A 22,283-nucleotide genomic window follows, 5' to 3' on the forward strand; every position below is an offset into this window, starting at 1 on the left:
GGAGGAAGCTCCCCGGGAGGCCGTGGCGGGCAGCCGGGGCGTCCCCGGCGCGGGCGGGGACGCGGAGGCCGCCTCTGGGCCGCTGCGGGCCGGGCGGGGCGTGCGGAGGTCCCCCGTACCGAGGTCCCCCGTACGGAAACGGCCCGGCCCGGCACCTCTCGGTGCCGGGCCGGGCCGTTCGGGCGGGACCGCGGGATCAGGCCTCGGTGGGAGCCGAGACGGACGGGAGCGCCTGCTGCTCCGCCGCCGCGGTCTTCTTCGTGGCCCGCTTGGTCGCGGTCTTCTTCGTGGTGGCCGCCTTCTTGGCGGTGGCGGTGGTGGCCTTCTTCGCCGCCGTCGCCTTCTTGGCGGTGGTCGCCTTCTTCGCCGCGGTCGCCTTCTTGGCCGGGGCCTTCTTGGCGGCCTTCCTGGCGGGAGCAGCCTCCTCCGCCGAAGCGTCTTCCCCGGCCGGAGCGGCCGGCTCGGCCGGCTCGGCCGGCTCGGCCGGCTCGGTCACCGGGGTCTCGACGACGACCACGGCCGCCTCCGCCGCGCCTGCCGGGGAACCGGCGGGTGCGGTGGCCTTGCGGGTGGCACGACGGCGCGGGCGGGCCGGAGCGGCGTCCGCGACGGGCGCCTCCTCGACGACGGCCGCAGCGACGGGCTGGGGCTCGGGCTCGGCGACGGTCGCGACGGCCGGCGCGGATTCGACCACCGGCTCCGGCGCGGCCTCGGCCGGGGCGCCCGCCGGAGCGGTCGCCTTACGGGTCGCCCGGCGACGGGTACGGCCCTTGGGGGCGTCCTCCGGCGTCGGCTCCGCGGCGGCTTCGGCCACGGGGGCCGGGGCGGCCTCCACGACCGGCTCCGGGACCGGCGCCGTCTCGACGGGCGCGGGCTCGGCGACCGGCTCCGCGACGGCCTCGGCCACGGGGGCCGGGGTGGCCGCACCGCGCGGGGCGCCCGCCGGAGCGGTCGCCTTGCGGGTGGCACGGCGGCGGTTGCGACGGCCGCTGACGCCCGCCTCGGCCTCGGCGGGGCTGCTGTACAGCTCCTCGTCCGCGACGAACTCCGGCTCGGGCAGCGCCCGCGGAGCGGCGGCCTCGGCGGCCACCTCGGCGGCGCTCTCGCCCTCCGCCTCGAACTCCGCCTCGACGGTGTCGGCGTCGTGGTCGTGGTCGTGCTGGTCGAACTCGGACTTGCCGCCGCGGCGCTTGGCGCGCTTGCCGTTGCCACCGCCGCCGACCACGGTCGGCGTCTCCATGTGGACGATGACGCCGCGGCCGTTGCAGTGGACGCAGGTCTCGGAGAAGGACTCCAGCAGACCCTGGCCCACCCGCTTGCGGGTCATCTGGACCAGGCCCAGCGAGGTGACCTCGGCGACCTGGTGCTTCGTCCGGTCGCGGCCCAGGCACTCCAGCATGCGCCTCAGGACCAGGTCGCGGTTGGACTCCAGGACCATGTCGATGAAGTCGATGACGACGATGCCGCCCAGGTCGCGCAGCCGCAGCTGGCGCACGATCTCCTCGGCCGCCTCCAGGTTGTTCCTGGTGACGGTCTCCTCGAGGTTGCCGCCCTGACCGGTGAACTTGCCGGTGTTGACGTCGATGACGATCATCGCCTCGGTCTTGTCGATCACAAGCGAGCCGCCCGAGGGCAGCCACACCTTGCGGTCGAGCGCCTTGGCGAGCTGCTCGTCGATCCGGTACGTCGCGAAGACGTCGACCTCGGAGGTCCAGCGGGACAGCCGGTTGGACAGGTCCGGGGCGACGTGCGCGACGTAGCCGTGGATGGTCTCCCAGGCCTGGTCACCGCTGACGATGACCTTCGAGAAGTCCTCGTTGAAGATGTCGCGCACGACGCGGACCGTCATGTCCGGCTCGCCGTACAGCAGGCTCGGCGAAGAGGTCGAGATCTGCTTCGACTTCTTCTGGATGTCCTCCCACTGGGCCTGGAGGCGCTCGACGTCGCGGCGCAGCTCGTCCTCGCTCGCGCCCTCGGCGGCGGTGCGCACGATGACGCCCGCGTCCTCGGGGACGATCTTCTTGAGGATGGTCTTCAGACGCGCGCGCTCGGTGTCGGGCAGCTTGCGGCTGATACCGGTCATCGAGCCCTCGGGCACGTAGACCAGGTAGCGGCCGGGCAGCGAGACCTGGCTGGTCAGGCGGGCGCCCTTGTGGCCGATCGGGTCCTTGGTGACCTGCACCAGGACCGACTGGCCGGACTTGAGGGCGGACTCGATGCGGCGCGGCCCGTTGGCCATGCCGAGCGCCTCGAAGTTGACCTCGCCGGCGTACAGGACCGCGTTGCGCCCCTTGCCGATGTCGATGAAGGCGGCCTCCATCGACGGCAGCACGTTCTGGACCTTGCCCAGGTAGACGTTGCCGACGTACGAGGTGGCTTCTTCCTTGTTGACGTAGTGCTCGACGAGCACGTTGTCCTCGAGGACGCCGATCTGGGTGCGCTCGCCGGCCTGGCGGACGACCATCACGCGCTCGACGGCCTCACGGCGGGCCAGGAACTCGGCCTCCGTGATGATCGGGACGCGGCGGCGGCCCTGCTCGCGGCCCTCGCGGCGGCGCTGCTTCTTCGCCTCCAGACGGGTCGAGCCCTTGATGGACTGGACCTCGTCGGAGGAGGTGGACGTGGAGGCGGACTCCGCGCGCTCGCGGGCCGGGCGCGGCTCGCGGACCTTGACGACGGTGCGTACGCCGTCGTCCTCGCCGCCCTCGGCGGCGTCGGAGCCGGAGTCACCGCTGCGGCGGCGACGGCGACGGCGGCGACGGCTGGAGCTGGAGCCGAGCGCGCCGGTGTCGTCGTCCTCGTCGTCCTCCTGCTCCTCGGCCTCCTGCTCGGCGGCCGGGGTCTCGGCGTCGTCCTCGGCGGACTCGTCGAGGTCGGCGGACTCGCCGCGACGGCGACGGCGGCCACCGCGGCGGCGACGGCGCGAGGGGCGCTCGCCCGACTCGTCGGCGTCGTCGAACTCGGCGGACTCCTCGTCGAGCTCGGCGGTCTCGGCCTCCGGCTCCTCCTCGGCGAGTACCTCGGGCAGGGAGACCGGGCCGCTCCCGGCGACCGGGGCGGCCTCGGCGGCGCCGCGACCGCGGCGACGGCGGCGGCCCGCGGGCTGCGGGGCGGGGGTCTCGACGGCCTCGGCCGGGGCGGCGGCCTCGGTGAGCTCGTCCTCCTCCTCGACCTGGTCGGCCGGGTCGGCGGCGCGGGCGGCCGCGGCGGCCACGGCGGCCGTCTCGGGGGTCTGGAACATCGGCTCGGCGAAGACCGGGGCCTGGAAGACGGCCACGGCGGGACGCGTGGCGCGGCGCGAGCGGGCCGGCGCGGCGGGCGCCGCCTCGTCCTCGGCAGCGGCGTCGGGCTGCGCGGCGGCGGCCGGGGCGGTGGTGGCCGGGGCGGTGGTGGCCGGGGCGGTGGTGGACCGGGTGGCGCGGCGGCGGCCGCCGCGCTTCGGGGAGTCCACGGCGTCGGCGACGGTGACGGCGCGGGCGGCGGCCTTGGGGGCCTCCTCCACGACGGCGGGGGCCTCGTCCGCGACGGCGGCGGGCTGCCCAGCGCCGGCCGGAGCGGCGACGGCGCGGGTGGCACGGCGGCGGGTGCGCGGCGCCGGAGCGGCGGACTCCTCGGCGGCGGGCTCTGCGGCGGCGACCGCGGCGGGGACGACCTCGACGGCCGGGGCCGGGGCGGCCTCGGCCGGGGCGGCGACGGCGGCGGCCGGTGCCTCGGGGGCGGTCCCGGCACGGGTGGCACGGCGGCGGGCACGCGGGGCGGGAGCGGCCGGAGCCTCCTCCTCGACCACCGGCGCGGCCTCGACCGGAGCGGGGACGGCGGCGGCCGGTGCCTCGGGGGCGGTCCCGGCACGGGTGGCACGGCGGCGGGCACGCGGGGCGGGAGCGGCCGGAGCCTCCTCCTCGACCACCGGCGCGGCCTCGACCGGAGCGGCGACAGCAGCCTCCGGCGCGGTCACGGCACGGGTCGCACGGCGACGGGCACGCGGGGCCGGAGCGGCGGACTCCTCGGCGACGACCGCAGCGGCGGGGGCCTCGACGGCCGGGGCCGTGGCGGCCGGGGCCGGGGCCGGAGCGGCGACGGCGGCCGGCGCCTCGGGGGCGGTCACGGCACGCGTGGCACGGCGACGGGCGCGAACGGGAGCGGCGGCCGGAGCGGCCTCCGCCTCGGGGGCGGCCGGAACGGCCTCGGCCACCGGGGTGTTCTCGGCGGCGGTCGCGCCGGGCGGGCCCGCCGGCCGGGAGGCGGCGCGGCGACGCCTGCGCGGGGGCAGGTTGTCGCTGGGGCTGCCGCTGTCGGCGTTACCGGGGGTGGTGGTGTTTTCGTTGTTGAGCATTGCGGGCGGTTCTCCCGTCACGCTCCCGGGCGCCGCGGCTGACATCCGGTCCGGCTCGGTTTCGCGTAATGAGCGCGGAACCGGCCTCCGGGGCGCGTTCGCCACACGGGAGCTGTAGTCCATGGCCGCCGGTTCCGTACGTGTGTGTGCGTACGGCCTGGCGGAAGTCTTCAGGTCAATGCGCTGCCCGACCCAGGTGGCTCCCGAGTACCAGGGCTGCGCGACGACGACGTTCCCTACGCGGCGGGACCTTCCGGCGCCTTCGCGTCGGCCGCTACGGCGGCCGTTTGTGGGGCGGCCGTGTCGGCCTCGCGGTCGGGCGCGAGCGGGTCGGTCACCGTGCCGGACTCCTCGTCGAAGAGCCCCTGCGCCAGCCTGGTCACCGCTGAGGGGACCGGCGGCGCCAGGTCGGCCACAGCTCGGAGACCGGACAGGACGTCGTCGGGTCGCACGGCAGGTGTCAGATGCCGAACAACCAGCCGCAGTATCGCACAAGCATGGTCCAGAGGCCTATCAACCTGGGCGGGAAGCGCTTCCAGAGTGACCACCGCGCCGCGCGTGTCGAAGGTCCGCATGCCGTTCTTCGTCCGGCGCTGGACCTCCACCGTCTCGGCGGCGAGGAAGGCCGTGACGGCGCGTTCGGCCTCGGCCGGGTCCACTCCGTCCAGGCGCAGCTCCCACACGGAGGCGGTGAGCCGGTCGGCGAGGCCCGAGGTGCGGGCCTCCACGGCGTCGATGATGTCGAGGCCGGCCGGCATCGACTCGTCGAGCAGCTCACGGAGCTTCTCGGGGTCGCGCGGCTCGGCGAGGGCGATCTCGAGGTACTCGGCCTCGCTGCCGGTCCCGGTCGGGGCGGCGTTGGCGTACGAGACGCGGGGGTGCGGGGTGAAGCCGGCCGAGTACGCCATGGGCACCTCGGCGCGGCGCAGGGCCCGCTCGAACGCCCGCTGGAAGTCGCGGTGGCTGGTGAACCGGAGGCGGCCGCGCTTGGTGTAGCGCAGTCGGATGCGCTGCACCACCGGTGCGGGTGGCGGGCCTTCGGTCTGTCGCTTGCCCAGTGGTTCTTCTCCTTGTGCGGGGCTCCGCGGCCGGCGCGTCGCCCTGAGGTCTGTGGGGCCTGCGGGCCACGCCCCGCCTCCGGCTCACCCCTGCCGTTCGTGGAGGGAGATCTCGGGAGCGGGCGTGTTGCCTGCGGCCTTCTTACTACCCAGAGTACGCGCCCCTGACCTCACCGGTTCCCGGGAAGGGGTACCGAACAGTGCCTGCCGTACGCCGGCACGTGCCTCCCGTACCGCGGCGCGTGCCGTGCGCCACACCTCGCGCGCGAAATGCCCGGCGGGAGTGGCGACCTGCCGGTAGGCCCAGGCCGCGGGACGGGCGACGAGCCCGCGCCACAGCAGGAGCAGCCCGCGCCCCACGGCCCGGCTGACGCGGCCGGCCAGCCGCCAGGCGCCGAGGAGGAAGTGCCCGAGCGGCGTGAGCACGTACGCGTACAGCCCGCGCGCGGTCCGGGCGAGCCCCCGGCCGAGCGGGGCCAGCAGGTAGCGGTGGGCCGCGGCGGCGCCGGGGCCCACCACGTACCGCCAGGCGGCGGCCCAGGGCCAGACGAGCAGGGCCTTGGCCAGCCAGGCGAGGGCGCGCCCCGCGGGGACCAGGACGTAGCGCCACAGCGCTGCCCACGGCCAGACGAACACGGCGCGCAGGAGCGCCGGGAGGAACCGGGCGAGGCCGTGCCCGGCCGGGGTGAGGACGTGGCGGTACAGCCACCGGGCCAGCTGGCCCGCGCCGCGGACCGGCGGAACCAGCAGGTGGCGGTAGCCGGCGGCGAGGAGCCGGACGGTGCCCGCGCCGAGCGGCCGGAGCACGGAGCGGCCGAAGACCCGGACCGCCCGTACGAGCCCGTGGCCGGCCGGGCGCAGCAGGTACAGGAGCAGCCGCCGGCCGAGCGGCGTCAGGACATGGCGCCAGAGCCCGGTCCAGGGCCACACGCACACGGCCTTCGCCAGCCACTCCACCACCACGGCCGCCCACCGCCCGCACCACGCGAGCCCCCGCCCGAGCGGAGTCAGCACGTACCGCCACAGCGCGGAACCGGCGGGTACGAGGAGGTGACGCCACGCGGCGGCCCACGGCCAGTAGCAGACGGCGAGGAACACCCAGCGCAGGACCAGTCCCGTGCCCCGTGCGAGCCGGGCGGCCGCCCTGCCGAGCGGGGTCAGGACGTACCGGTACAGCCGCGCGAACAGCCAGGCCACCGCGTCGCCGGCCGGCCGCAGGGCGCGGCGGTGCACGGCGCGGGCGCAGAGGACCAGCAGGTCCCAGACCATCCGCAGCGGCAGCAGGATGAGCACGGCCACGATCCGTACGGGGATCCGCACGACGGCGAAGACGCACCCCTGGCCCTCCGGCCGGGCGGGGGTCCCGGGCCCGGGACGGGGTTCGGGATCGGGGCCCGGTCGTTTCCGCATGTCGACGATCATGTCCCTGACGACGCACGGGAGGCCCCCACCGTTGCGGGTGGGGGCCTCCCGATGCGCAGGTGTTACGCGGCGCCGGCGGATCCGTCCTGGCGAACGGCCGCTTCGGGTCCGGCTACTTCACGACCGTGAGCGGCAGCAGCTTCTTGCCGGTGGGGCCGATCTGGATGTCGAGGTCGAGCTGCGGGCACACGCCGCAGTCGAAGCACGGGGTCCAGCGGCAGTCCTCGACCTCGGTCTCGTCGAGGGCGTCCTGCCAGTCCTCCCAGAGCCAGTCCTTGTCGAGACCGGAGTCCAGGTGGTCCCAGGGCAGGACCTCCTCGTAGGTGCGCTCGCGGGTCGTGTACCAGGCGACGTCCACGCCGTGCGCGGGCAGCGCCTTCCCGGCGGCCTCCATCCAGCGGTCGTAGCTGAAGTGCTCGCGCCAGCCGTCGAAGCGGCCGCCGGACTCGTACACGGCGCGGATGACGTCGCCGACGCGGCGGTCGCCGCGCGAGAGGAGGCCCTCGACGACGCCCGGCTTGCCGTCGTGGTAGCGGAAGCCGATGGAACGGCCGTACTTCTTGTCCCCGCGGAGCTTGTCGCGGAGCTTGCCGAGGCGGGCGTCCGTCTCCTCCGCCGACAGCTGCGGCGCCCACTGGAACGGGGTGTGCGGCTTCGGCACGAACCCGCCGATCGACACCGTGCAGCGGATGTCGTTCTGGCCGGAGACCTCTCGGCCCTTGGCGATGACGTTGACCGCCATGTCGCCGATCTGGAGCACGTCCTCGTCGGTCTCGGTCGGCAGGCCGACCATGAAGTACAGCTTCACCTGGCGCCAGCCGTTGCCGTACGCCGTGGAGACGGTCCGGATCAGGTCCTCTTCCGAGACCATCTTGTTGATGACCTTGCGCATGCGCTCGGAGCCGCCCTCGGGGGCGAAGGTCAGGCCGGAGCGGCGCCCGTTGCGGGCGAGCTCGTTGGCCAGGTCCACGTTGAAGGCGTCGACGCGGGTCGACGGGAGGGACAGGCCCACCTTGTCGTCGGAGTAGCGGTCCGCGAGGCCCTTGGCGATGTCGGCGATCTCGGTGTGGTCCGCGGAGGACAGCGACAGCAGGCCGACCTCCTCGAAGCCGGTCGCCTTCAGGCCCTTCTCGACCATCTCGCCGATGCCGGTGATGCTTCGCTCCCGCACGGGGCGCGTGATCATGCCGGCCTGGCAGAAACGGCAGCCGCGGGTGCAGCCGCGGAAGATCTCCACCGACATCCGCTCGTGGACGGTCTCGGCGAGCGGGACCAGCGGCTGCTTCGGGTACGGCCACTCGTCGAGGTCCATGACGGTGTGCTTGGACACGCGCCACGGCACGCCGGAGCGGTTCGGGACGACGCGGCCGATGCGGCCGTCGGGCAGGTACTCGACGTCGTAGAAGCCCGGGACGTAGACGCCGCCGGTCTTCGCGAGGCGCAGCAGGACTTCCTCGCGTCCGCCCGGACGGCCCTCGGCCTTCCAGGCGCGGATGATCTCGGTCACGTCGAGGACGGCCTGCTCGCCGTCGCCGATGACCGCGCAGTCGATGAACTCCGCGATCGGCTCGGGGTTGAAGGCCGCGTGGCCGCCCGCGAGGACGATCGGGTGGTCGACGGTGCGGTTGCGGGCCTCCAGCGGGATGCCCGCGAGGTCCAGCGCCGTGAGCATGTTGGTGTAGCCGAGCTCGGTGGAGAAGGAGAGCCCGAAGACGTCGAACGCCGACACCGGGCGGTGCGAGTCGACGGTGAACTGCGGCACCTTGTGCTCGCGCATCAGCTCTTCGAGGTCCGGCCACACGCTGTACGTGCGCTCGGCGAGGACGCCCTCGCGCTCGTTGAGCACCTCGTACAGGATCATGACGCCCTGGTTGGGCAGCCCGACCTCGTACGCGTCCGGGTACATGAGCGCCCAGCGGACGTCACAGGCGTCCCAGTCCTTGACGGTGGAGTTCAGCTCTCCGCCGACGTACTGGATCGGCTTCTGGACGTGCGGAAGCAGGGCCTCGAGCTGAGGGAAGACCGACTCGGTCATCACGCGACTTTCATGAAGCGGGCGGGGGACGACTCTCAAGCGTACCCCGGGGGCACACCCGCCCCTCCCCGCGTGATCATCCGAGCGCGGCCCGCAGTGCCGGGTCGGCCGCCGCCGCCCACACGTCGGGGAGTTCGCGTTCGCGGCGCTCGGCCAGGGCCTCCTCCCGTCCGTACAGGACGCCCCAGGTGAAGCCCGGTTCCCCGGCTCCGTGCGCCTGGACGGCGAGGCCGCGCAGGGCTTCGCGGGCCACCACGCCGTCCTGGTGGTCGCCGAGCAGGGACTGCACCGACTTCACCGCCTCGGCGAGCCGCTTCGCCGGTTTGCCGAGCGCGGGAACGGCCGCCTCGGCCGCGTAGCGGGCGCGCTTGGCCGCCTTGCGGGCGTCGTGCAGGGCCCGGTCGCGGTCGGCGCCCGCGTCCATGGCCAGCGCGACTTCGACCCGTCCGGCGAGGCGCTCGAAGTCGCGGAGCACGGCCGCGGGCAGCACCTCGCGCGCGGGTCCGGCGGCGGCGTCGCGCAGCGGCGGGTCGTCCAGCAGCGCGTCGAGGGAGTCCAGCAGGGCGACGTACCTCTTGCCGTCGAGCACGGCCAGGGCCCGGCGCCGCGATCCGGCGCGGCGGGTGGTGTTCCACACGCGCAGGCGGCTGCGGACCGGGCCCGTCACCAGGGTGCGCGGGACCTCGCCCAGGTGGGTCTGGATCCGCTCCAGGAGGACCTCCTGGTCGCGGTCGACGCCGAGTTCGGCGGCCAGCCAGCGCAGTTCCTCGCCGACCGGGTCGGTGACGTCGCGGTCGAGCACCTTGCGGTAGGTCTTGAAGGCGCTGCGCAGCCGGCGGGTGGCGACCCGCATCTGGTGGACGGAGTCCGGCAGGTTCCGCCGGACGGCCGGGTCCTGGGCGACGAGCGTGTCGCGCTGCGCGCGCAGGTACGCGAGCACCTGGGCGCCCGCCGTCGCGTCCGGGCCGGCGTCTCCGGGCCGGGCGGGGGGTTCGGCTCCCGTCTCGGCGAGGGCCCGGGCGAGTTTGGAGGGGGCGTCGGAGACCTTGAGCCCGGCCTTGCGGAAGGTCTTCTCGACCGCGTCGAGCAGTCCGGGGTCCACTCCGTCGGCGAGTTCCACCTCGACTTCGGTCCAGGCGGCGCGGGCGCCGCTCCGCTCGGCGCGGACCGCGTCGGTGGCCAGCTCCGCGAGGAGGGCGCCGTCGGCGCCGAGGAGGTGGCTGATCCGGCGCGAGGAGACCAGCCGGACCTGCGGGGCCAGGCCGGTGCCCCGGACGCGGGAGCGGACCAGTGCGGCGAGGGAGTCGGGGAGGGCGTCGCCGAGCGGGGCCCCGATCTCGTCGCGGACGCCCGGGGAGACGGGCAGTTTGAGGTGCCAGCCGGCGTCCGCGCCGCCGGTTCTGCGGCGCAGGGTGAGGCCGTCGGCGGCGAGCCGCCGGTCGGGTGTGTCGTAGTAGACGGCGTCGAGTTCGACGGTGCCCTGGTCGGTCACGGCCGTGATCCCGGCCGTGCCCGTCAAGTCCGGCACCTCGCCGCGGGCCGGCCCGGAGCCCTTCTTGCCGGCCCGTGTGAACTCGAACTTCCGCTCGATCTCGCGCTTCGTTTCCGCCATGGACCGAATTTAGTCCTGAACGGGACGTGACTCCAGGGTGAACGGGGCATTAGGCCGACAACGGCCGTTGCACCTTGATCGACTGCAACAGCCCGACGGCGACCCAGACGGCGAACATCGAGGAGCCTCCGTACGAGACGAAGGGCAGCGGGAGCCCGGCCACCGGCATGATCCCGAGGGTCATCCCGATGTTCTCGAAGGACTGGAACGCGAACCAGGCGATGATGCCCGCGCACACGATGGTCCCGTAGAGCTCGGTGGTCTCGCGGGCGATCATGCAGGCCCGCCACAGGATGACGCCGATCAGGACGAGGATGAGCCCGGCGCCGATGAAGCCGAGCTCCTCCCCCGCGACCGTGAAGACGAAGTCGGTCTGCTGCTCCGGCACGAACTGGCCGGTGGTCTGCGAGCCCTTGAAGAGCCCGGAGCCGGTCAGTCCGCCCGAGCCGATGGCGATGCGGGCCTGGTTGGTGTTGTAGCCGACGCCCGCCGGATCCAGCTCGGGGTTGGCGAAGGCGGCGAAGCGGTTGATCTGGTACTCGTCGAGGACGCCGAGCTGCCAGATCAGGACGGCTCCGCCGGCGCCCGAGCCGAGCAGGCCGAGGACCCACCGGTTGGAGGCCCCGGAGGCCAGCAGGACGCCGAGCACGATGACGACCATCACCATGACGGAGCCGAGGTCGGGCATCAGCATGACGATGCCCATGGGGGCGGCCGCCAGGCACAGGGCCTTGACGACCGTGCGGTGGTCGGGATGGGAGAGGTCTCCCGCGTCCACCCGGGTGGCCAGCAGCATCGCCATGACCAGGATGATCGTGATCTTCACGAACTCGGAGGGCTGGAGGGAGAATCCGCCGCCGATCACGATCCACGCGTGGGCGCCGTTGATGGTGGCGCCGAGCGGGGTGAGGACGGCGAGGATGAGCACCAGCGAGAGCCCGTACAGCACGGGCACCGCGCCGCGCAGGGTGCGGTGGCCGAGCCAGACGGTGCCGATCATCAGGACCAGGCCGATGCCGGTGTTCAGCGCGTGCCGGAACAGGAAGTAGTACGGGTCGCCCTGGTTGAGCTGGGTCCGGTTGCGGGTCGCCGACCACACCAGCAGGGCGCCGATGAGGGACAGCGCGAGGGCGGACAGGAGTATCGGCCAGTCGAGCCGGCGCACGACGGAGTCGCGGGCGGTCATCCTGGCCATCGCCCCGCGCTGCTCGGGCGCGTACCGGGAGACGGAGAACTTGTTGGCGGTCTGCATGTCCTTCAGTCCTGCCGTGCGGGGGGTGGTCCGGCGAGTGCGGGCGGCGCGACATCCTCCGGGGACGGCGGCACGTACGGCTTGATGTCGGGGGCTTCGATGGAGCCGTCGGGCAGGATCCGGGGCAGTTTCGCCTCCGGCTTGAGCAGCAGGGCCCGCTTCGGGTCCTGGTTGCCCTCCATGTCGAGGCCGTAGATGGCGTCGTAGATGGTGCGGACGGCGGGGCCGGAGGCTCCGGAGCCGGTACCGCCCTGGGAGATGGTCATGACGATCGCGAAGTCGTCGGTGTACGTGGCCAGCCACGAGGTGGTCTGCTTGCCGTAGACCTGGGCGGTGCCGGTCTTGGCCCGCATCGGGATCTTGTCCAGCGGCCAGCCGCCGAACCGCCAGGCGGCGGTGCCTCCGGGCGCGACGACGGAGCGCAGGCCCTTGTCGAGGTCGCTGACGGTCCGGGCGTCGATCGGCAGCCTGCCGTGGGCCTGGGGCTTGATCATCTCGACGTGCTTGCCGTCGGCGCTGATCACGGCCTTGCCGACGGTGGGGTTGTAGAGGGTGCCCCCGTTGCCGATGGCCGAGTAGGCGGTGGCCATCTGGATGGGGGTGACGAGGACGTCGCCCTGGCCGATGGCGAAGTTGATGCTGTCGAACGCCTTGAGCTGGTTGCCCTCGAGGCAGCTCTCGTACGCGATCTGCTCGACGTAGGTGCCGCCCTTCTTGCCCTGCTTGCACCAGGCGTTCTTGTTGGCCGCCCAGAAGTTCTTCTTCCACCGCCGGTCGGGGATGCGGCCGGTGACCTCGTTCGGCAGGTCGATCCGCGTCTCGGACCCGAGCCCGAATTCGCGGGCGGTCCGGTAGAACCAGTCGTGGGCGTCCTTCTTGGGCTGGAGGCCGCCGTCGTGCTGCCACTCCTTGTGCCCGAGGGCGTAGAACACGGTGTTGCAGGAGAACTTGAGGGCGTCGCCGAGGGTGATGGGGCCGTGGCCCTTGGACTCGAAGTTCGCGAAGCTGCGACCGCCGAGGCTGTACGAGCTGCTGCAGTTGTACTTGTCGTCGAAGGCGTAGCCGGCCCGCACGGCCGCGCTGGCCGACACCACCTTGAAGATGGAGCCCGCGGGGGCCTGGCCCTGGATGGCCCGGTTGAGGAGCGGGTAGTTGGACTTCTTGCTGGTGAGCGTGGCGTAGTCCGTGGCCGAGATGCCACCGACCCAGGCGTTGGGGTCGTAGTCGGGCTGGGAGGCCATCGCGACGACCCGGCCGGTCTTGACCTCCATGACGACGACGGCGCCCGAGTCGGCCTCGTACTTGCGGCCCGTGATCTTGTCGGTCTCGTTGCGGACCGTCTTCATCGCCTGGTGGAGCTCGTACTCGGCGACGGCCTGGACCCGCGCGTCGATGCTGGTGACGAGGGTGGACCCGGCCACGCCCGGGTCGGACTTGGTCTGGCCCATGACACGGCCGAGGTTGTCGACCTCGTACGAGGTGACCTGCGCCTTTCCGCGCAGCTCCTTGTCATAGGTGCGTTCGATCCCGGAACGGCCCACCTGATCGGAGCGCAGGTGCGGCGAGTCGGTGTCCTTGGCCTTCTTGATCTCCTCGTCGGTGACCGGCGAGAGGTAGCCGAGCACCTGCGCGGTCCGGGTCCCGCCGGGCGCCGGGTAGCGGCGTACGGCGGTGGGCTCCGCGGTGATGCCGGGGAACTCCTCGGGGCGTTCGCGGAGCTGCAGCGCCTGCTGCGTGGTGGCCTCGAGGGTGACCGGGATCGGCTGGTACGGGGAGCCGTTCCAGCAGGGCGCGGGGGTGCGGGAGTCGCAGAGCCGGACCTTGTCCATGACCTCTTGGGGGCTCATGTCCAGGACGCCGGCGAGGCGGGTCATGACGCCCTTGCCCCTGTCCGGCATCTTCATCAGGGCGGTACGGCTGGCGGACACGACGAGGCGGGTCTCGTTGTCGGCGAGCGCGACCCCGCGGGCGTCGAGGATCGAGCCGCGTACGGCCGGCTGGACGACTTGCTGGACGTGATTGCTCTTGGCCTCGTCGTAGTACTCCTGCCCGTTGCGGACCTGGAGGTACCACAGGCGCCCGGCGAGGGTGAGGAACATCGAGAGGACGAGCACCTGGATCATGACAAGCCTGATGCGCACCCGGGAGGTGCCGCCGGTTTCCGGGGTGTTGGTCACCGCTGCTCCCTCGTCACAGTTTCTTGACGCTCTTCACGCTCTTCACGACCTTGACGCCCTTTATGCGGCCGGCCCGGTTGGCGCGTCCGCGCGCGGTCTTCATGCGCAGGCCACCGCGCTGGCTGCCGATGCGCAGGCCGGTTCCGCCGGCCAGCCAGCCGGCGGAGACGTCCTTGCTCTGGGCCGGTCCGCCGCCGGCCTCGACGGCCATCGGGTCGTTCTCGGCGCGCCGGGCCAGCGCCATGATGAACGGCACGGTGAAGGGCGCGAGCAGCAGGTCGTACAGGGTCGCGGTGAACAGCAGGCCGGTCAGGCCCACGTGGCGGGCGGCGGTGTCGCCCACGAGGGCGCCCACTCCCGCGTAGAGCAGCGTGGAGGCGACCGCGGCGCCGACCACCGTCAGCATCGGGCCCCAGGCGGAGCGGAACCGCCCGCTGTCGGGGCGGACCAGGCCCGCCACGTAGCCGATGAGGCAGAGCACGAGCGCGTACCGCCCGGCGGCGTGGTCGGCGGGCGGGGCCAGGTCGGTGAGGAGGCCCGCGGCGAAGCCGATGAGGGCCCCGCTGACGTGCCCGTACACGAGTGCGAGGGCGACGACGGTGAGCAGGACGAGGTCGGGTACGGCGCCGGGCAGTTGGAGCCGGCCCAGGACGGTGACCTGGACGACGAGGGCGACCACCACGAGGGTGGCCGAGAGCAGGATCCGGTTGAAGCGCATGGGCGGTCTGCTCCTACTCGTCGGCCGGCTTGCCGGCCACACCGGCCGACGCGGACGGGGTGACCGTCACGGTGACGGTCGGGGTGGGCTTGGGGGCTTCGGGCTTGGGAGGCAGGACGGCGTCGCGCGGGTCCTCGCGCGGCGGCATGACGACGACGCCGACGATGTCCAGGCGCGAGAAGGAAACGGCCGGCTTGACCCAGACGGTGCGGGTCAGGTCGCCGCGCGAGGGGTCGACCTTGACCACCTCGCCGATCGGCACGCCGGGCACGAAGGGCTTGTTGCCGCGCGAGCCGAAGGTCACGAGGCGGTCGCCGGGGTTGATCTTGGCTTTGCCGTTGAGCATCTGGACGGACATCGCGCGGTCGCCCTGGCCGGTGGCGAAGCCGAGCTCGCCGGTCTTCTCCAGCCGTGTGCCGACGGTGAAGTCGGGGTCGTTGGCGAGGACGACGGTGGCGGTGTCGGGGCCCACGGTGGAGACCCGGCCGACGAGTCCGTCCCCGTTGAGGACGGTCATGTCGCGCTCGATGCCGTCCTTGCTTCCGGCGTCGATGGTGACGGTCCAGGAGAAGCCCTGGGCCGCTCCTATGGCGATGACCTCGGCGCCCTTGATTCCGTACTGTCCGGCGCCGGCCCGCTTGAGCATCTCGTCGAGCTCGCGGACCCGGCTGCGGTTCTGGTCCTCGCTGCCCAGCGTGGCCTTCAGACGGGCGTTCTCGCGCTCCAGTACGGCGATGCGGTTGTGGCGCTCGCCGGAGTCCCGTACCGCCCCTATGGCGTTGGCGACCGGGTCGACGGCCGTCGAAACGCCCTTCTCGACCGGGCCGAAGACCGTTGCGGCGGCTTGCCGGGCACCGTCGACCGGAGACTCCTCGCCCGCTCTGATGTCCACCGTGATCAATGCGAACGCGATGGCGATCAGAAGCACCAGGAGCAGCCGGCTTTCTCGTGTGTCCCTCACGTGCGGCGGCGTGCCTTCCTCGTAGAGATGTGCGAGCGGCGTAGCCGCTCCCGTGGAGCCGGTGCTGTCATCGGGGCGGTGGATGCGCTCCGTTGGAGCCGGGGCTCGCACAGGTCTTTTGCCTGTATATCAACGATCCGCCGCACGGGCGCGGCAGCACCCGTACGGCGGATTCTTGTGTTCCGCGTGGTCCCCGGCCCCGGGGGTCCGCATCAGCGGCGGGGCTGGGCGTCCAGGACCTGCTGGAGCGCCTCGAACTCCTCGACGCACTTGCCGGAGCCGAGCGCGACGGAGTCGAGCGGATTCTCGGCGATGTGGATCGGCATGCCCGTCTCGCGGCGCAGCCGCTCGTCGAGGCCGCGCAGCAGGGCGCCGCCGCCGGTGAGGACGATGCCGCGGTCCATGATGTCGCCGGAGAGCTCCGGGGGGCACTTGTCGAGCGTCGTCTTGACCGCGTCGACGATGGCGTTGACGGGCTCCTCGATGGCCTTGCGGACCTCCGCGGCCGAGATGACCACGGTCTTGGGCAGGCCCGAGACGAGGTCGCGGCCACGGATCTCGGTGTGCTCGTCCTTGTCGAGGTCGTACGCCGAGCCGATGGTGATCTTGATCTGCTCGGCCGTTCGCTCACCGAGGAGGAGCGAGTACTCCTTCTTGATGTGCTGGATGATCGCGTTGTCGAGCTCGTCGCCGGCCACCCGGATGGACTGTGCCGTGACGATTCCGCCGAGGGAGATGACGGCGACCTCGGTGGTGCCGCCGCCGATGTCCACGACCATGTTGCCGGTGGCCTCGTGGACGGGCAGGCCCGAGCCGATGGCGGCGGCCATGGGCTCTTCGATGATGTGCACCTGACGGGCGCCGGCCTGCGTGGACGCCTCGATGACGGCGCGGCGCTCCACTCCGGTGATGCCGGAGGGCACGCAGACAACGACGCGCGGACGGGCCAGGTAGCGGCGCTTGTGGATCTTGAGGATGAAGTACCGGAGCATTCGCTCGGTGATCTCGAAGTCGGCGATCACGCCGTCCTTGAGGGGCCGCACGGCGACGATGTTGCCGGGCGTGCGCCCGATCATCTTCTTCGCTTCGGAGCCGACCGCCAGGATGCCGCCGGTGTTCGTGTTGATGGCGACCACGGACGGCTCGTTCAGGACGATCCCCCGGCCCCGCACGTACACCAGCGTGTTGGCGGTCCCGAGGTCGATCGCCATGTCACGGCCGATGAACGACATGTAGTTCCCCTTGTTCCCCATGAGGAGCGTCTGGCCTTCCAGTTGATAGCTGCTGCTGTCAGGTCGGCGAGGTGGGTGTGTGGGTGGAGGCCCCATCGTAGTGCCGGGAGTACGGACACCGCGCGACGGGACTCCGGCAAACCCGCCGGAACGGATACCCGCCCCCTTAGTGGTGACGTCGTGTCCTGCCGAGTCGTTCCCGGTCGCCGCCGGAAATACCGGAGGGCGACCGAAATTACTTCGGTCGCCCCAGGTCATGAGCGCTATTTGGCTGATGTCACGTCAGCGAGGAGTGCTCACAGAGCGGGGAAGAACAGCTTCAGCTCACGCGCGGCGGACTCCTCGGAGTCGGAGGCGTGGATCAGGTTCTCGCGGGTGATCGTGCCGAAGTCGCCCCGGATGGAGCCGGGCGCCGCGGCGATCGGGTCGGTGGGTCCGGCCAGCTGGCGGACACCCTCGATCACGCGTTCCCCTTCCACCACCAGGGCAACGACGGGACCGCCCGACATGAAGCCCATGAGGGGCTCGTAGAACGGCTTGCCCTTGTGCTCGCCGTAGTGCGCCTCCAGGGTCTCCTGGTCCAGCGTGCGCAGCTCCAGCGCGGGAACGGTCCAGCCGGCCTTCCGCTCGATGCGGCCGATGATCTCGCCGATCAGGCCCCGCCGGACGGCGTCGGGCTTGAGCAGGACGAGGGTGCGCTGGGTCATGGTGCGGCTCCTTGCGGCATACGGGTGCGGTGGGACGAATCTACAGGGCCGATGCGGTGAACCGTCACGCAGCGTCAGGCGCCGCGGGTGCCTCCTGCGCGGCCGCCCAGCGCGCCTTGATCGTGTCGATCCTGCGCCCGTAGTGCACCGAGCACCACCACAGTCCGGCGAACACCGCACCGAGGAAGAACATCGTCGGGACGACGAACCCGCTCGCGATCAGCCCGATCTGCAGGGCCCAGCCCAGCTGCACCGCCCCGGGCCGCGACAGCATCCCGCAGAGCAGCACCGACAGCAGCATCGTGACGCCGCAGACCGTCCAGACCTCCGCCTGGGTCAGGTCCGGGTTCTTCATGGCCACCAGGCCGGCGAACCCGATCACGAAGAACTCGCCGATCAGCGTGCTCGCACACAGCGTGCGCATCCTCAGCCCCTCTTCAGCAGCAGGCGGGCCTCGCCCACCGTGATCACGGAACCGGTCACCAGGACCCCGGCCCCTCCGTACTCGGCCTCTTCCTCCGCCAGGGTGATCGCCGCCTCCAGGGCGTCGTCCAGCCGCGGCTCGACCTGCACCCGGTCCGCGCCGAAGACCTCGACCGCGACGCCCGCCAGCTCGTCCGCGCCCATGGCCCGGTGGCTGGAGTTCTCCGTCACCACCACCTCCGCGAAGATCGGCTCGAAGGCCTCCAGCACCCCGCGGACGTCCTTGCCCTCGCTCGCCGCCACGACCCCGACCAGCCGGCTGAAGCCGAACGACTCGGTGACCGCCTCCGCCGTGGCCGCCGCGCCCGCCGGGTTGTGCGCCGCGTCCAGGACCACCGTCGGGCTGCGCCGCACGACCTCCATCCGGCCCGGCGACGTCACCGCGGCGAAGGCCTTCCGTACGGTCTCCACGTCCAGCACCCGCGCGTGCTCCTGGCCGACGCCGAAGAAGGCCTCGACCGCGGCCAGCGCCACCGCCGCGTTGCGCGCCATGTGGGCGCCGTACATCGGCAGGAAGATCCCGTCGTACTCGCCGCCCACGCCGCGCAGCGTCAGCTGCTGCCCGCCGACCGCGACCTCGCGCGAGACGACGCCGAACTCCATGCCCTCGCGGGCCACCGTCGCGTCGACCTCGACGGCCTTCTTCAGCAGCACCTGCGCCGCGTCCACCGGCTGCTGCGCCAGGATCACGGTGGCGCCCTGCTTGATGACGCCGCCCTTCTCCTGGGCGATCTCGCCCGGGGTGGAGCCGAGGCGGTCGGTGTGGTCCAGGCTGATCGGGGTGACCACCGCGATCGCACCGTCGATGACGTTGGTCGCGTCCCAGGTGCCGCCCATGCCGACCTCGACGACGGCCGCGTCGACCGGGGCGTCCGCGAAGGCCGCGTACGCCATCCCGGTGAGCACCTCGAAGAACGACAGCCGGTACTCCTGGGCGGCGTCGGTCATCTCCACGTACGGCTTGATGTCGTGGTAGGTCTCCACGAACCGCTCGGCGGTGATCGGCGCCCCGTCGAGGCTGATCCGCTCGGTGACCGACTGGACGTGCGGGCTCGTGTAGCGGCCGGTGCGCAGCTCGAAGGCGTTCAGCAGGCACTCGATCATGCGGGCGGTGCTGGTCTTGCCGTTGGTGCCGGTCACGTGGATCGAGGGGTACGCGCGCTGCGGCTCGCCCAGCAGGTCCATCAGTGCCGCGATGCGCGTCACGGACGGCTCCAGCTTGGTCTCGCCCCAGCGGGTGGCGAGCTCCTGCTCCACCTCCAAGAGCGCCTTCGCGGTCTCGGGGTTGGTGGGGTGGGCGGGTACCGGGTCCCCCTGGGGCGCTCCGGCCTGGGCGCGCAGGGTGCGGCTCCCGGCCTCGATCACCGCCAGGTCGGGATCGCGGTCGGACTCTTCCGCGACGATCCGGTCGAACTCGTCGGGGAGGTGGTCAAGATCGTCGGGGCCATGGCTCTCGGGCTGCTGCTCACTCACGGGCCCAGTCTACGGACGGCAGCCCGCGGGACTTTCGGCCCGGTCGTTTCAGGACCTTCGCCGTGGGGGGCGACCAGATCGTTACGCAAGCCTTGCGAGCAGGAGATTGGGGAACAAATGCCGCAGGCGCGCAGTGAACAGACGGGGCCCAACAAGAAAGCTTCCAGCCGCGACATAGGAATCGACCTGGGGACCGCCAACACCCTCGTCTACGCCCGGGGGCACGGAATCGTCCTCAACGAGCCCTCCGTCGTCGCCGTCCGGGCCGGTACGACCACCGCCCTGGCCGTCGGGACGGAGGCCAAGGAGACCATCGGCCGCACCCCCGGCTCCATCACCGCGATCCGCCCCCTCAAAGACGGCGTGATCTGCGACTACGAGGCCGCCGAGGAGATGATCCGGCACTTCGTCCGCAAGGCGGTCCCCGGCCGGCGGACCCGCACCCGGATGGTGATCTGCGTGCCCTCCGGTGTCACCCCGGTCGAGCGGCGGGCCATCGTCCAGGCCTCGACCCGGGCCGGTGCCAAGACCGTGCACCTGATCGAGGAGCCGATGGCGGCGGCGATCGGCGCCGGACTGCCGGTGGCCGAGGCGCGCGGCTCGATGGTGGTGGACATCGGCGGCGGCACCTGCGAGGTCGCCGTCATCTCACTGGGCGGCATCGTCCTGACGGGCGGCGGCGCGCTGCTGCCGGGCCTGGACCTGCGGATGGCCTCCGCGACCGGCATCCCCGTCTTCGTGGCGGACAACCCGCTGGACTGCGTGGCCCTGGGCTCGGGCAAGTGCGTCGAGGACCTCGACACCCTGGAAGGGGCCCGGTTCGCCTCCGGGGTGCTGACGGCCTGACCCGTACGGCCGTCAGCCGCGCGGCAGGGTCGCGACCACCAGGTACGACCCGTCCGTACGGGTGGCGGTCAGCGTGCCGCCCAGGCTCCGGACGCGCTCCGCCATGCTCGCCGTGCCCGAACCCGCCGAGACCGGGGCGCGGCCGGGGGTCCGGTCGGGCAGCACGTTGCTCACGGCGATCCGCACGTGCGGGCCGTCCGCCGCGACCGACACCTCGATGGTCTCGCCGCGCGCGTGCTTGGCGGCGTTGGTCAGGCACTCCTGGACCACCCGGTAGACCGCCGCCTGGCGCAGCGGCGACAGCGCGTGCGCGTCCGGGTCCAGCACGAGCCGTACGGGTGAGCCGGCCCGCCCGCTCTCCTCGGCGAGGGCCGGGAGCCCGTCGACGCCCGGGGTCGCGGCCCGCTCCCCGCGCTGCACGATGATGTCGTTGAGCACCAGGTGGGCCCGGCGCGCGGTGTCGGCCAGCTCCTCGAAGTCCTTGGCGTACGCCGTCCGGCGCGAACGTACCGACAGCACCTCGGAGCGTACGGTCAGCAGGGTCAGCTCCCGCCCTACGAAGTCGTGGACGTCGCGGGCCACGGAGGTGCGCTCCTCCTGGACTGCCTGGAGCACGGCGGACTCGGCCCGGCGGGCGGTCAGCTCGGCCACGAGGTCGTGGCGGTAGGCGGCGATCCCGACGGCCGAGGCGAGCACCCCGATGGGCACGACCAGGCTGAGGAAGGCGCTGAGGGCCTCGACCCGCGGCTCGGGCCAGCCCGGCAGCAGGAACATCACCAGCGCGAAGGCCACGTAGGCCAGGGTGGCCAGGATCCCGGCCCGGCGCCCGCGGTAGCGGCCCACCGAGTACAGCGCGAACTGGATCAGGGTCAGCTCATGCAGCCAGCCGATGAACAGCAGCGCGGCGAGGAAGGAGAGCCAGGGCATCCGGCGCCGCAGCAGCAGGGTCGAGCAGCCGGCGGCGAGGACGCAGGCGGCGAGCGGGCCGTTGAGCGAATTGTCCGCGGCGGCCAGCCCGGGCAGGTCCAGCGACATCAGGCCCAGGCAGCCGAGCGCGGTGAGCACGTCCAGCGCCCTCGGCGAGCCCGCCCAGCACTCGGCGAACCGACGGCCGGTGGCCACGGCCCAGTGGAGCGCCGAGGCGACGGGCTTGACGTGCATGCCCTCCATCATCCGGGGTCGGCCGGGCGGATCGGATCCGCCCGGACCGGATAAAAAGTGATATGAGGCACTCCGGACGGGCCGGAACCCGGGCCGGACGACCCTGCGTACAGGAGCCCTTCCGCTCTGCCGCCGGGCCGCCCGCCGTTCATAGGGTCGGAGCAATGAGCACCGACGCCCCTCGCCCCGCCCGGCCCGCCCGGCCCGCCCGGGGCACGGGCCTGCTCCTGCTCGTTGGCGGCCTGATCGGCACGCTGGCCTCGGGCGTCCTCACGTACGACCGCGTCCGCACCCTGGAGGATCCCCTCTTCTCCCCCGGGTGCGACGTGAACGCGGTCCTCAGCTGCGGCGACGTGATGACCACCTGGCAGAGCAGTCTGCTGGGCTCCCCCAACACGCTGCTCGGCCTCGCCGGCTTCGCGGCCCTCGCGGGCCTGGGCCTGGCCCTGGAGGCCGGGGCGGTCCTCCCCCGCCGGCTCTGGCTGGGCCTGTGGGCCGCCATCGCCGCGGGCTTCGCCTTCACGGTGTGGCTGATCGGGCAGTGCCTGTACGTCATCGGGGCGCTCTGCCCCTGGTGCATGGCCGTCTGGGCGGTGATGATCCCGCTGTTCTGGTACGTCACCCGGCACCTGGCGAAACCCGGCTCGACGCTGCGGGCGGTCCCGCACTGGCTGGTGCCACTGGCCCTGTACGCGGTGCTGGCCGCGCTGATCGCGGCGGAGTTCGGCGGCCGCCTCCTGTGACGGCCGCCCCTCGCGGGGCGGAACGCGGCGAAGGCCCCCGCACCGTCGTCCGTCGTCCGGTGCGGGGGCC

16 protein-coding genes are annotated in these 22,283 nt (G+C 72.8%); 2 read left to right on the forward strand and 14 right to left on the reverse strand.

All coding sequences use genetic code 11. The annotated features are described in order from the left end of the window. Window positions 1-196: 196 nt before the first annotated feature. The 13 genes from OTB16_RS04700 to folC form a co-directional block, all read right to left on the reverse strand. Window positions 197-4,333, reverse strand: coding sequence for an Rne/Rng family ribonuclease (locus OTB16_RS04700; protein WP_267718575.1), 4,137 nt, complete (start codon window positions 4,331-4,333; stop codon window positions 197-199). 236 nt (window positions 4,334-4,569) lie between these two features. Continuing rightward, a complete protein-coding gene (locus tag OTB16_RS04705) occupies window positions 4,570-5,349 on the reverse strand; it encodes a TIGR03936 family radical SAM-associated protein (RefSeq protein WP_267718576.1) in 780 nt (259 codons plus the stop codon). Window positions 5,350-5,475: 126 nt separating this feature from the next. After that, window positions 5,476-6,801 (reverse strand): hypothetical protein, encoded by a 1,326-nt coding sequence (locus OTB16_RS04710; RefSeq protein ID WP_267718577.1) that lies wholly within the window; start codon window positions 6,799-6,801, stop codon window positions 5,476-5,478. A 124-nt stretch (window positions 6,802-6,925) separates the two neighbouring features. Continuing rightward, window positions 6,926-8,851 carry a TIGR03960 family B12-binding radical SAM protein gene (locus OTB16_RS04715; protein WP_267718578.1) on the reverse strand — a complete coding sequence of 642 codons (1,926 nt, stop codon included), beginning with the start codon at window positions 8,849-8,851 and terminating at the stop codon, window positions 6,926-6,928. Between the two features lie 73 nt (window positions 8,852-8,924). Beyond that, window positions 8,925-10,460 (reverse strand): CYTH and CHAD domain-containing protein, encoded by a 1,536-nt coding sequence (locus OTB16_RS04720; protein ID WP_267718579.1) that lies wholly within the window; start codon window positions 10,458-10,460, stop codon window positions 8,925-8,927. Window positions 10,461-10,509: 49 nt separating this feature from the next. Continuing rightward, window positions 10,510-11,712 (reverse strand): rod shape-determining protein RodA, encoded by a 1,203-nt coding sequence (gene rodA / locus OTB16_RS04725; RefSeq protein ID WP_267718580.1) that lies wholly within the window; start codon window positions 11,710-11,712, stop codon window positions 10,510-10,512. A 5-nt stretch (window positions 11,713-11,717) separates the two neighbouring features. Continuing rightward, the gene (gene mrdA, locus OTB16_RS04730; protein WP_267718581.1) at window positions 11,718-13,889 is read right to left on the reverse strand and encodes a penicillin-binding protein 2; all 2,172 of its coding nucleotides are present in this window, start codon (window positions 13,887-13,889) and stop codon (window positions 11,718-11,720) included. 13 nt (window positions 13,890-13,902) lie between these two features. After that, window positions 13,903-14,607, reverse strand: a complete 705-nt coding sequence (mreD, locus tag OTB16_RS04735; RefSeq protein ID WP_267718582.1) for a rod shape-determining protein MreD — start codon at window positions 14,605-14,607, stop codon at window positions 13,903-13,905. Between the two features lie 13 nt (window positions 14,608-14,620). Then, window positions 14,621-15,568, reverse strand: coding sequence for a rod shape-determining protein MreC (gene mreC, locus OTB16_RS04740; protein ID WP_267718583.1), 948 nt, complete (start codon window positions 15,566-15,568; stop codon window positions 14,621-14,623). A gap of 212 nt (window positions 15,569-15,780) precedes the next feature. After that, window positions 15,781-16,800, reverse strand: coding sequence for a rod shape-determining protein (locus OTB16_RS04745; RefSeq protein ID WP_267718798.1), 1,020 nt, complete (start codon window positions 16,798-16,800; stop codon window positions 15,781-15,783). Window positions 16,801-17,096: 296 nt separating this feature from the next. Next, window positions 17,097-17,507: a nucleoside-diphosphate kinase gene (ndk, locus tag OTB16_RS04750; RefSeq protein WP_267718584.1), complete on the reverse strand. Its 411-nt coding sequence runs from the start codon at window positions 17,505-17,507 to the stop codon at window positions 17,097-17,099. A 64-nt stretch (window positions 17,508-17,571) separates the two neighbouring features. Beyond that, entirely contained in the window at window positions 17,572-17,931 is a 360-nt protein-coding gene (locus tag OTB16_RS04755; protein ID WP_267718585.1) for a DUF4233 domain-containing protein, read from the reverse strand. Between the two features lie 2 nt (window positions 17,932-17,933). Then, entirely contained in the window at window positions 17,934-19,463 is a 1,530-nt protein-coding gene (gene folC / locus OTB16_RS04760) for a bifunctional tetrahydrofolate synthase/dihydrofolate synthase (protein ID WP_267718586.1), read from the reverse strand. Between the two features lie 117 nt (window positions 19,464-19,580). On the opposite strand from folC, the gene OTB16_RS04765 reads away from it, so the two are divergent. Continuing rightward, complete coding sequence (locus tag OTB16_RS04765; protein ID WP_267718587.1) at window positions 19,581-20,309, forward strand: rod shape-determining protein; 729 nt, start codon at window positions 19,581-19,583, stop codon at window positions 20,307-20,309. A gap of 12 nt (window positions 20,310-20,321) precedes the next feature. On the opposite strand, the gene OTB16_RS04770 is transcribed toward OTB16_RS04765, so the two are convergent. Beyond that, window positions 20,322-21,470, reverse strand: coding sequence for a sensor histidine kinase (locus tag OTB16_RS04770; protein ID WP_267718588.1), 1,149 nt, complete (start codon window positions 21,468-21,470; stop codon window positions 20,322-20,324). Window positions 21,471-21,634: 164 nt separating this feature from the next. Here OTB16_RS04770 and OTB16_RS04775 point away from each other — a divergent pair, with 164 nt between their 5' ends. Then, entirely contained in the window at window positions 21,635-22,213 is a 579-nt protein-coding gene (locus tag OTB16_RS04775) for a vitamin K epoxide reductase family protein (RefSeq protein WP_267718589.1), read from the forward strand. The last annotated feature ends 70 nt before the right edge of the window (window positions 22,214-22,283 follow it).

Origin of the sequence: Streptomyces antarcticus (assembly GCF_026627255.1) — a bacterium.
Classification (GTDB): Bacteria; Actinomycetota; Actinomycetes; order Streptomycetales; family Streptomycetaceae; genus Streptomyces; species Streptomyces antarcticus.

What these genes read in the sequence shown, in the direction of transcription:
- OTB16_RS04720 (WP_267718579.1), bottom strand. Translation starts at nt 10,460, where the DNA reads ATGGCGGAAACGAAGCGCGAGATCGAGCGGAAGTTCGAGTTCACACGG.
- OTB16_RS04700 (WP_267718575.1), bottom strand. Translation starts at nt 4,333, where the DNA reads ATGCTCAACAACGAAAACACCACCACCCCCGGTAACGCCGACAGCGGC.
- OTB16_RS04765 (WP_267718587.1), top strand. Translation starts at nt 19,581, where the DNA reads ATGCCGCAGGCGCGCAGTGAACAGACGGGGCCCAACAAGAAAGCTTCC.
- OTB16_RS04770 (WP_267718588.1), bottom strand. Translation starts at nt 21,470, where the DNA reads ATGCACGTCAAGCCCGTCGCCTCGGCGCTCCACTGGGCCGTGGCCACC.
- OTB16_RS04710 (WP_267718577.1), bottom strand. Translation starts at nt 6,801, where the DNA reads ATGCGGAAACGACCGGGCCCCGATCCCGAACCCCGTCCCGGGCCCGGG.
- OTB16_RS04745 (WP_267718798.1), bottom strand. Translation starts at nt 16,800, where the DNA reads ATGTCGTTCATCGGCCGTGACATGGCGATCGACCTCGGGACCGCCAAC.
- OTB16_RS04775 (WP_267718589.1), top strand. Translation starts at nt 21,635, where the DNA reads ATGAGCACCGACGCCCCTCGCCCCGCCCGGCCCGCCCGGCCCGCCCGG.
- ndk (WP_267718584.1), bottom strand. Translation starts at nt 17,507, where the DNA reads ATGACCCAGCGCACCCTCGTCCTGCTCAAGCCCGACGCCGTCCGGCGG.
- OTB16_RS04755 (WP_267718585.1), bottom strand. Translation starts at nt 17,931, where the DNA reads ATGCGCACGCTGTGTGCGAGCACGCTGATCGGCGAGTTCTTCGTGATC.
- rodA (WP_267718580.1), bottom strand. Translation starts at nt 11,712, where the DNA reads ATGCAGACCGCCAACAAGTTCTCCGTCTCCCGGTACGCGCCCGAGCAG.
- mreD (WP_267718582.1), bottom strand. Translation starts at nt 14,607, where the DNA reads ATGCGCTTCAACCGGATCCTGCTCTCGGCCACCCTCGTGGTGGTCGCC.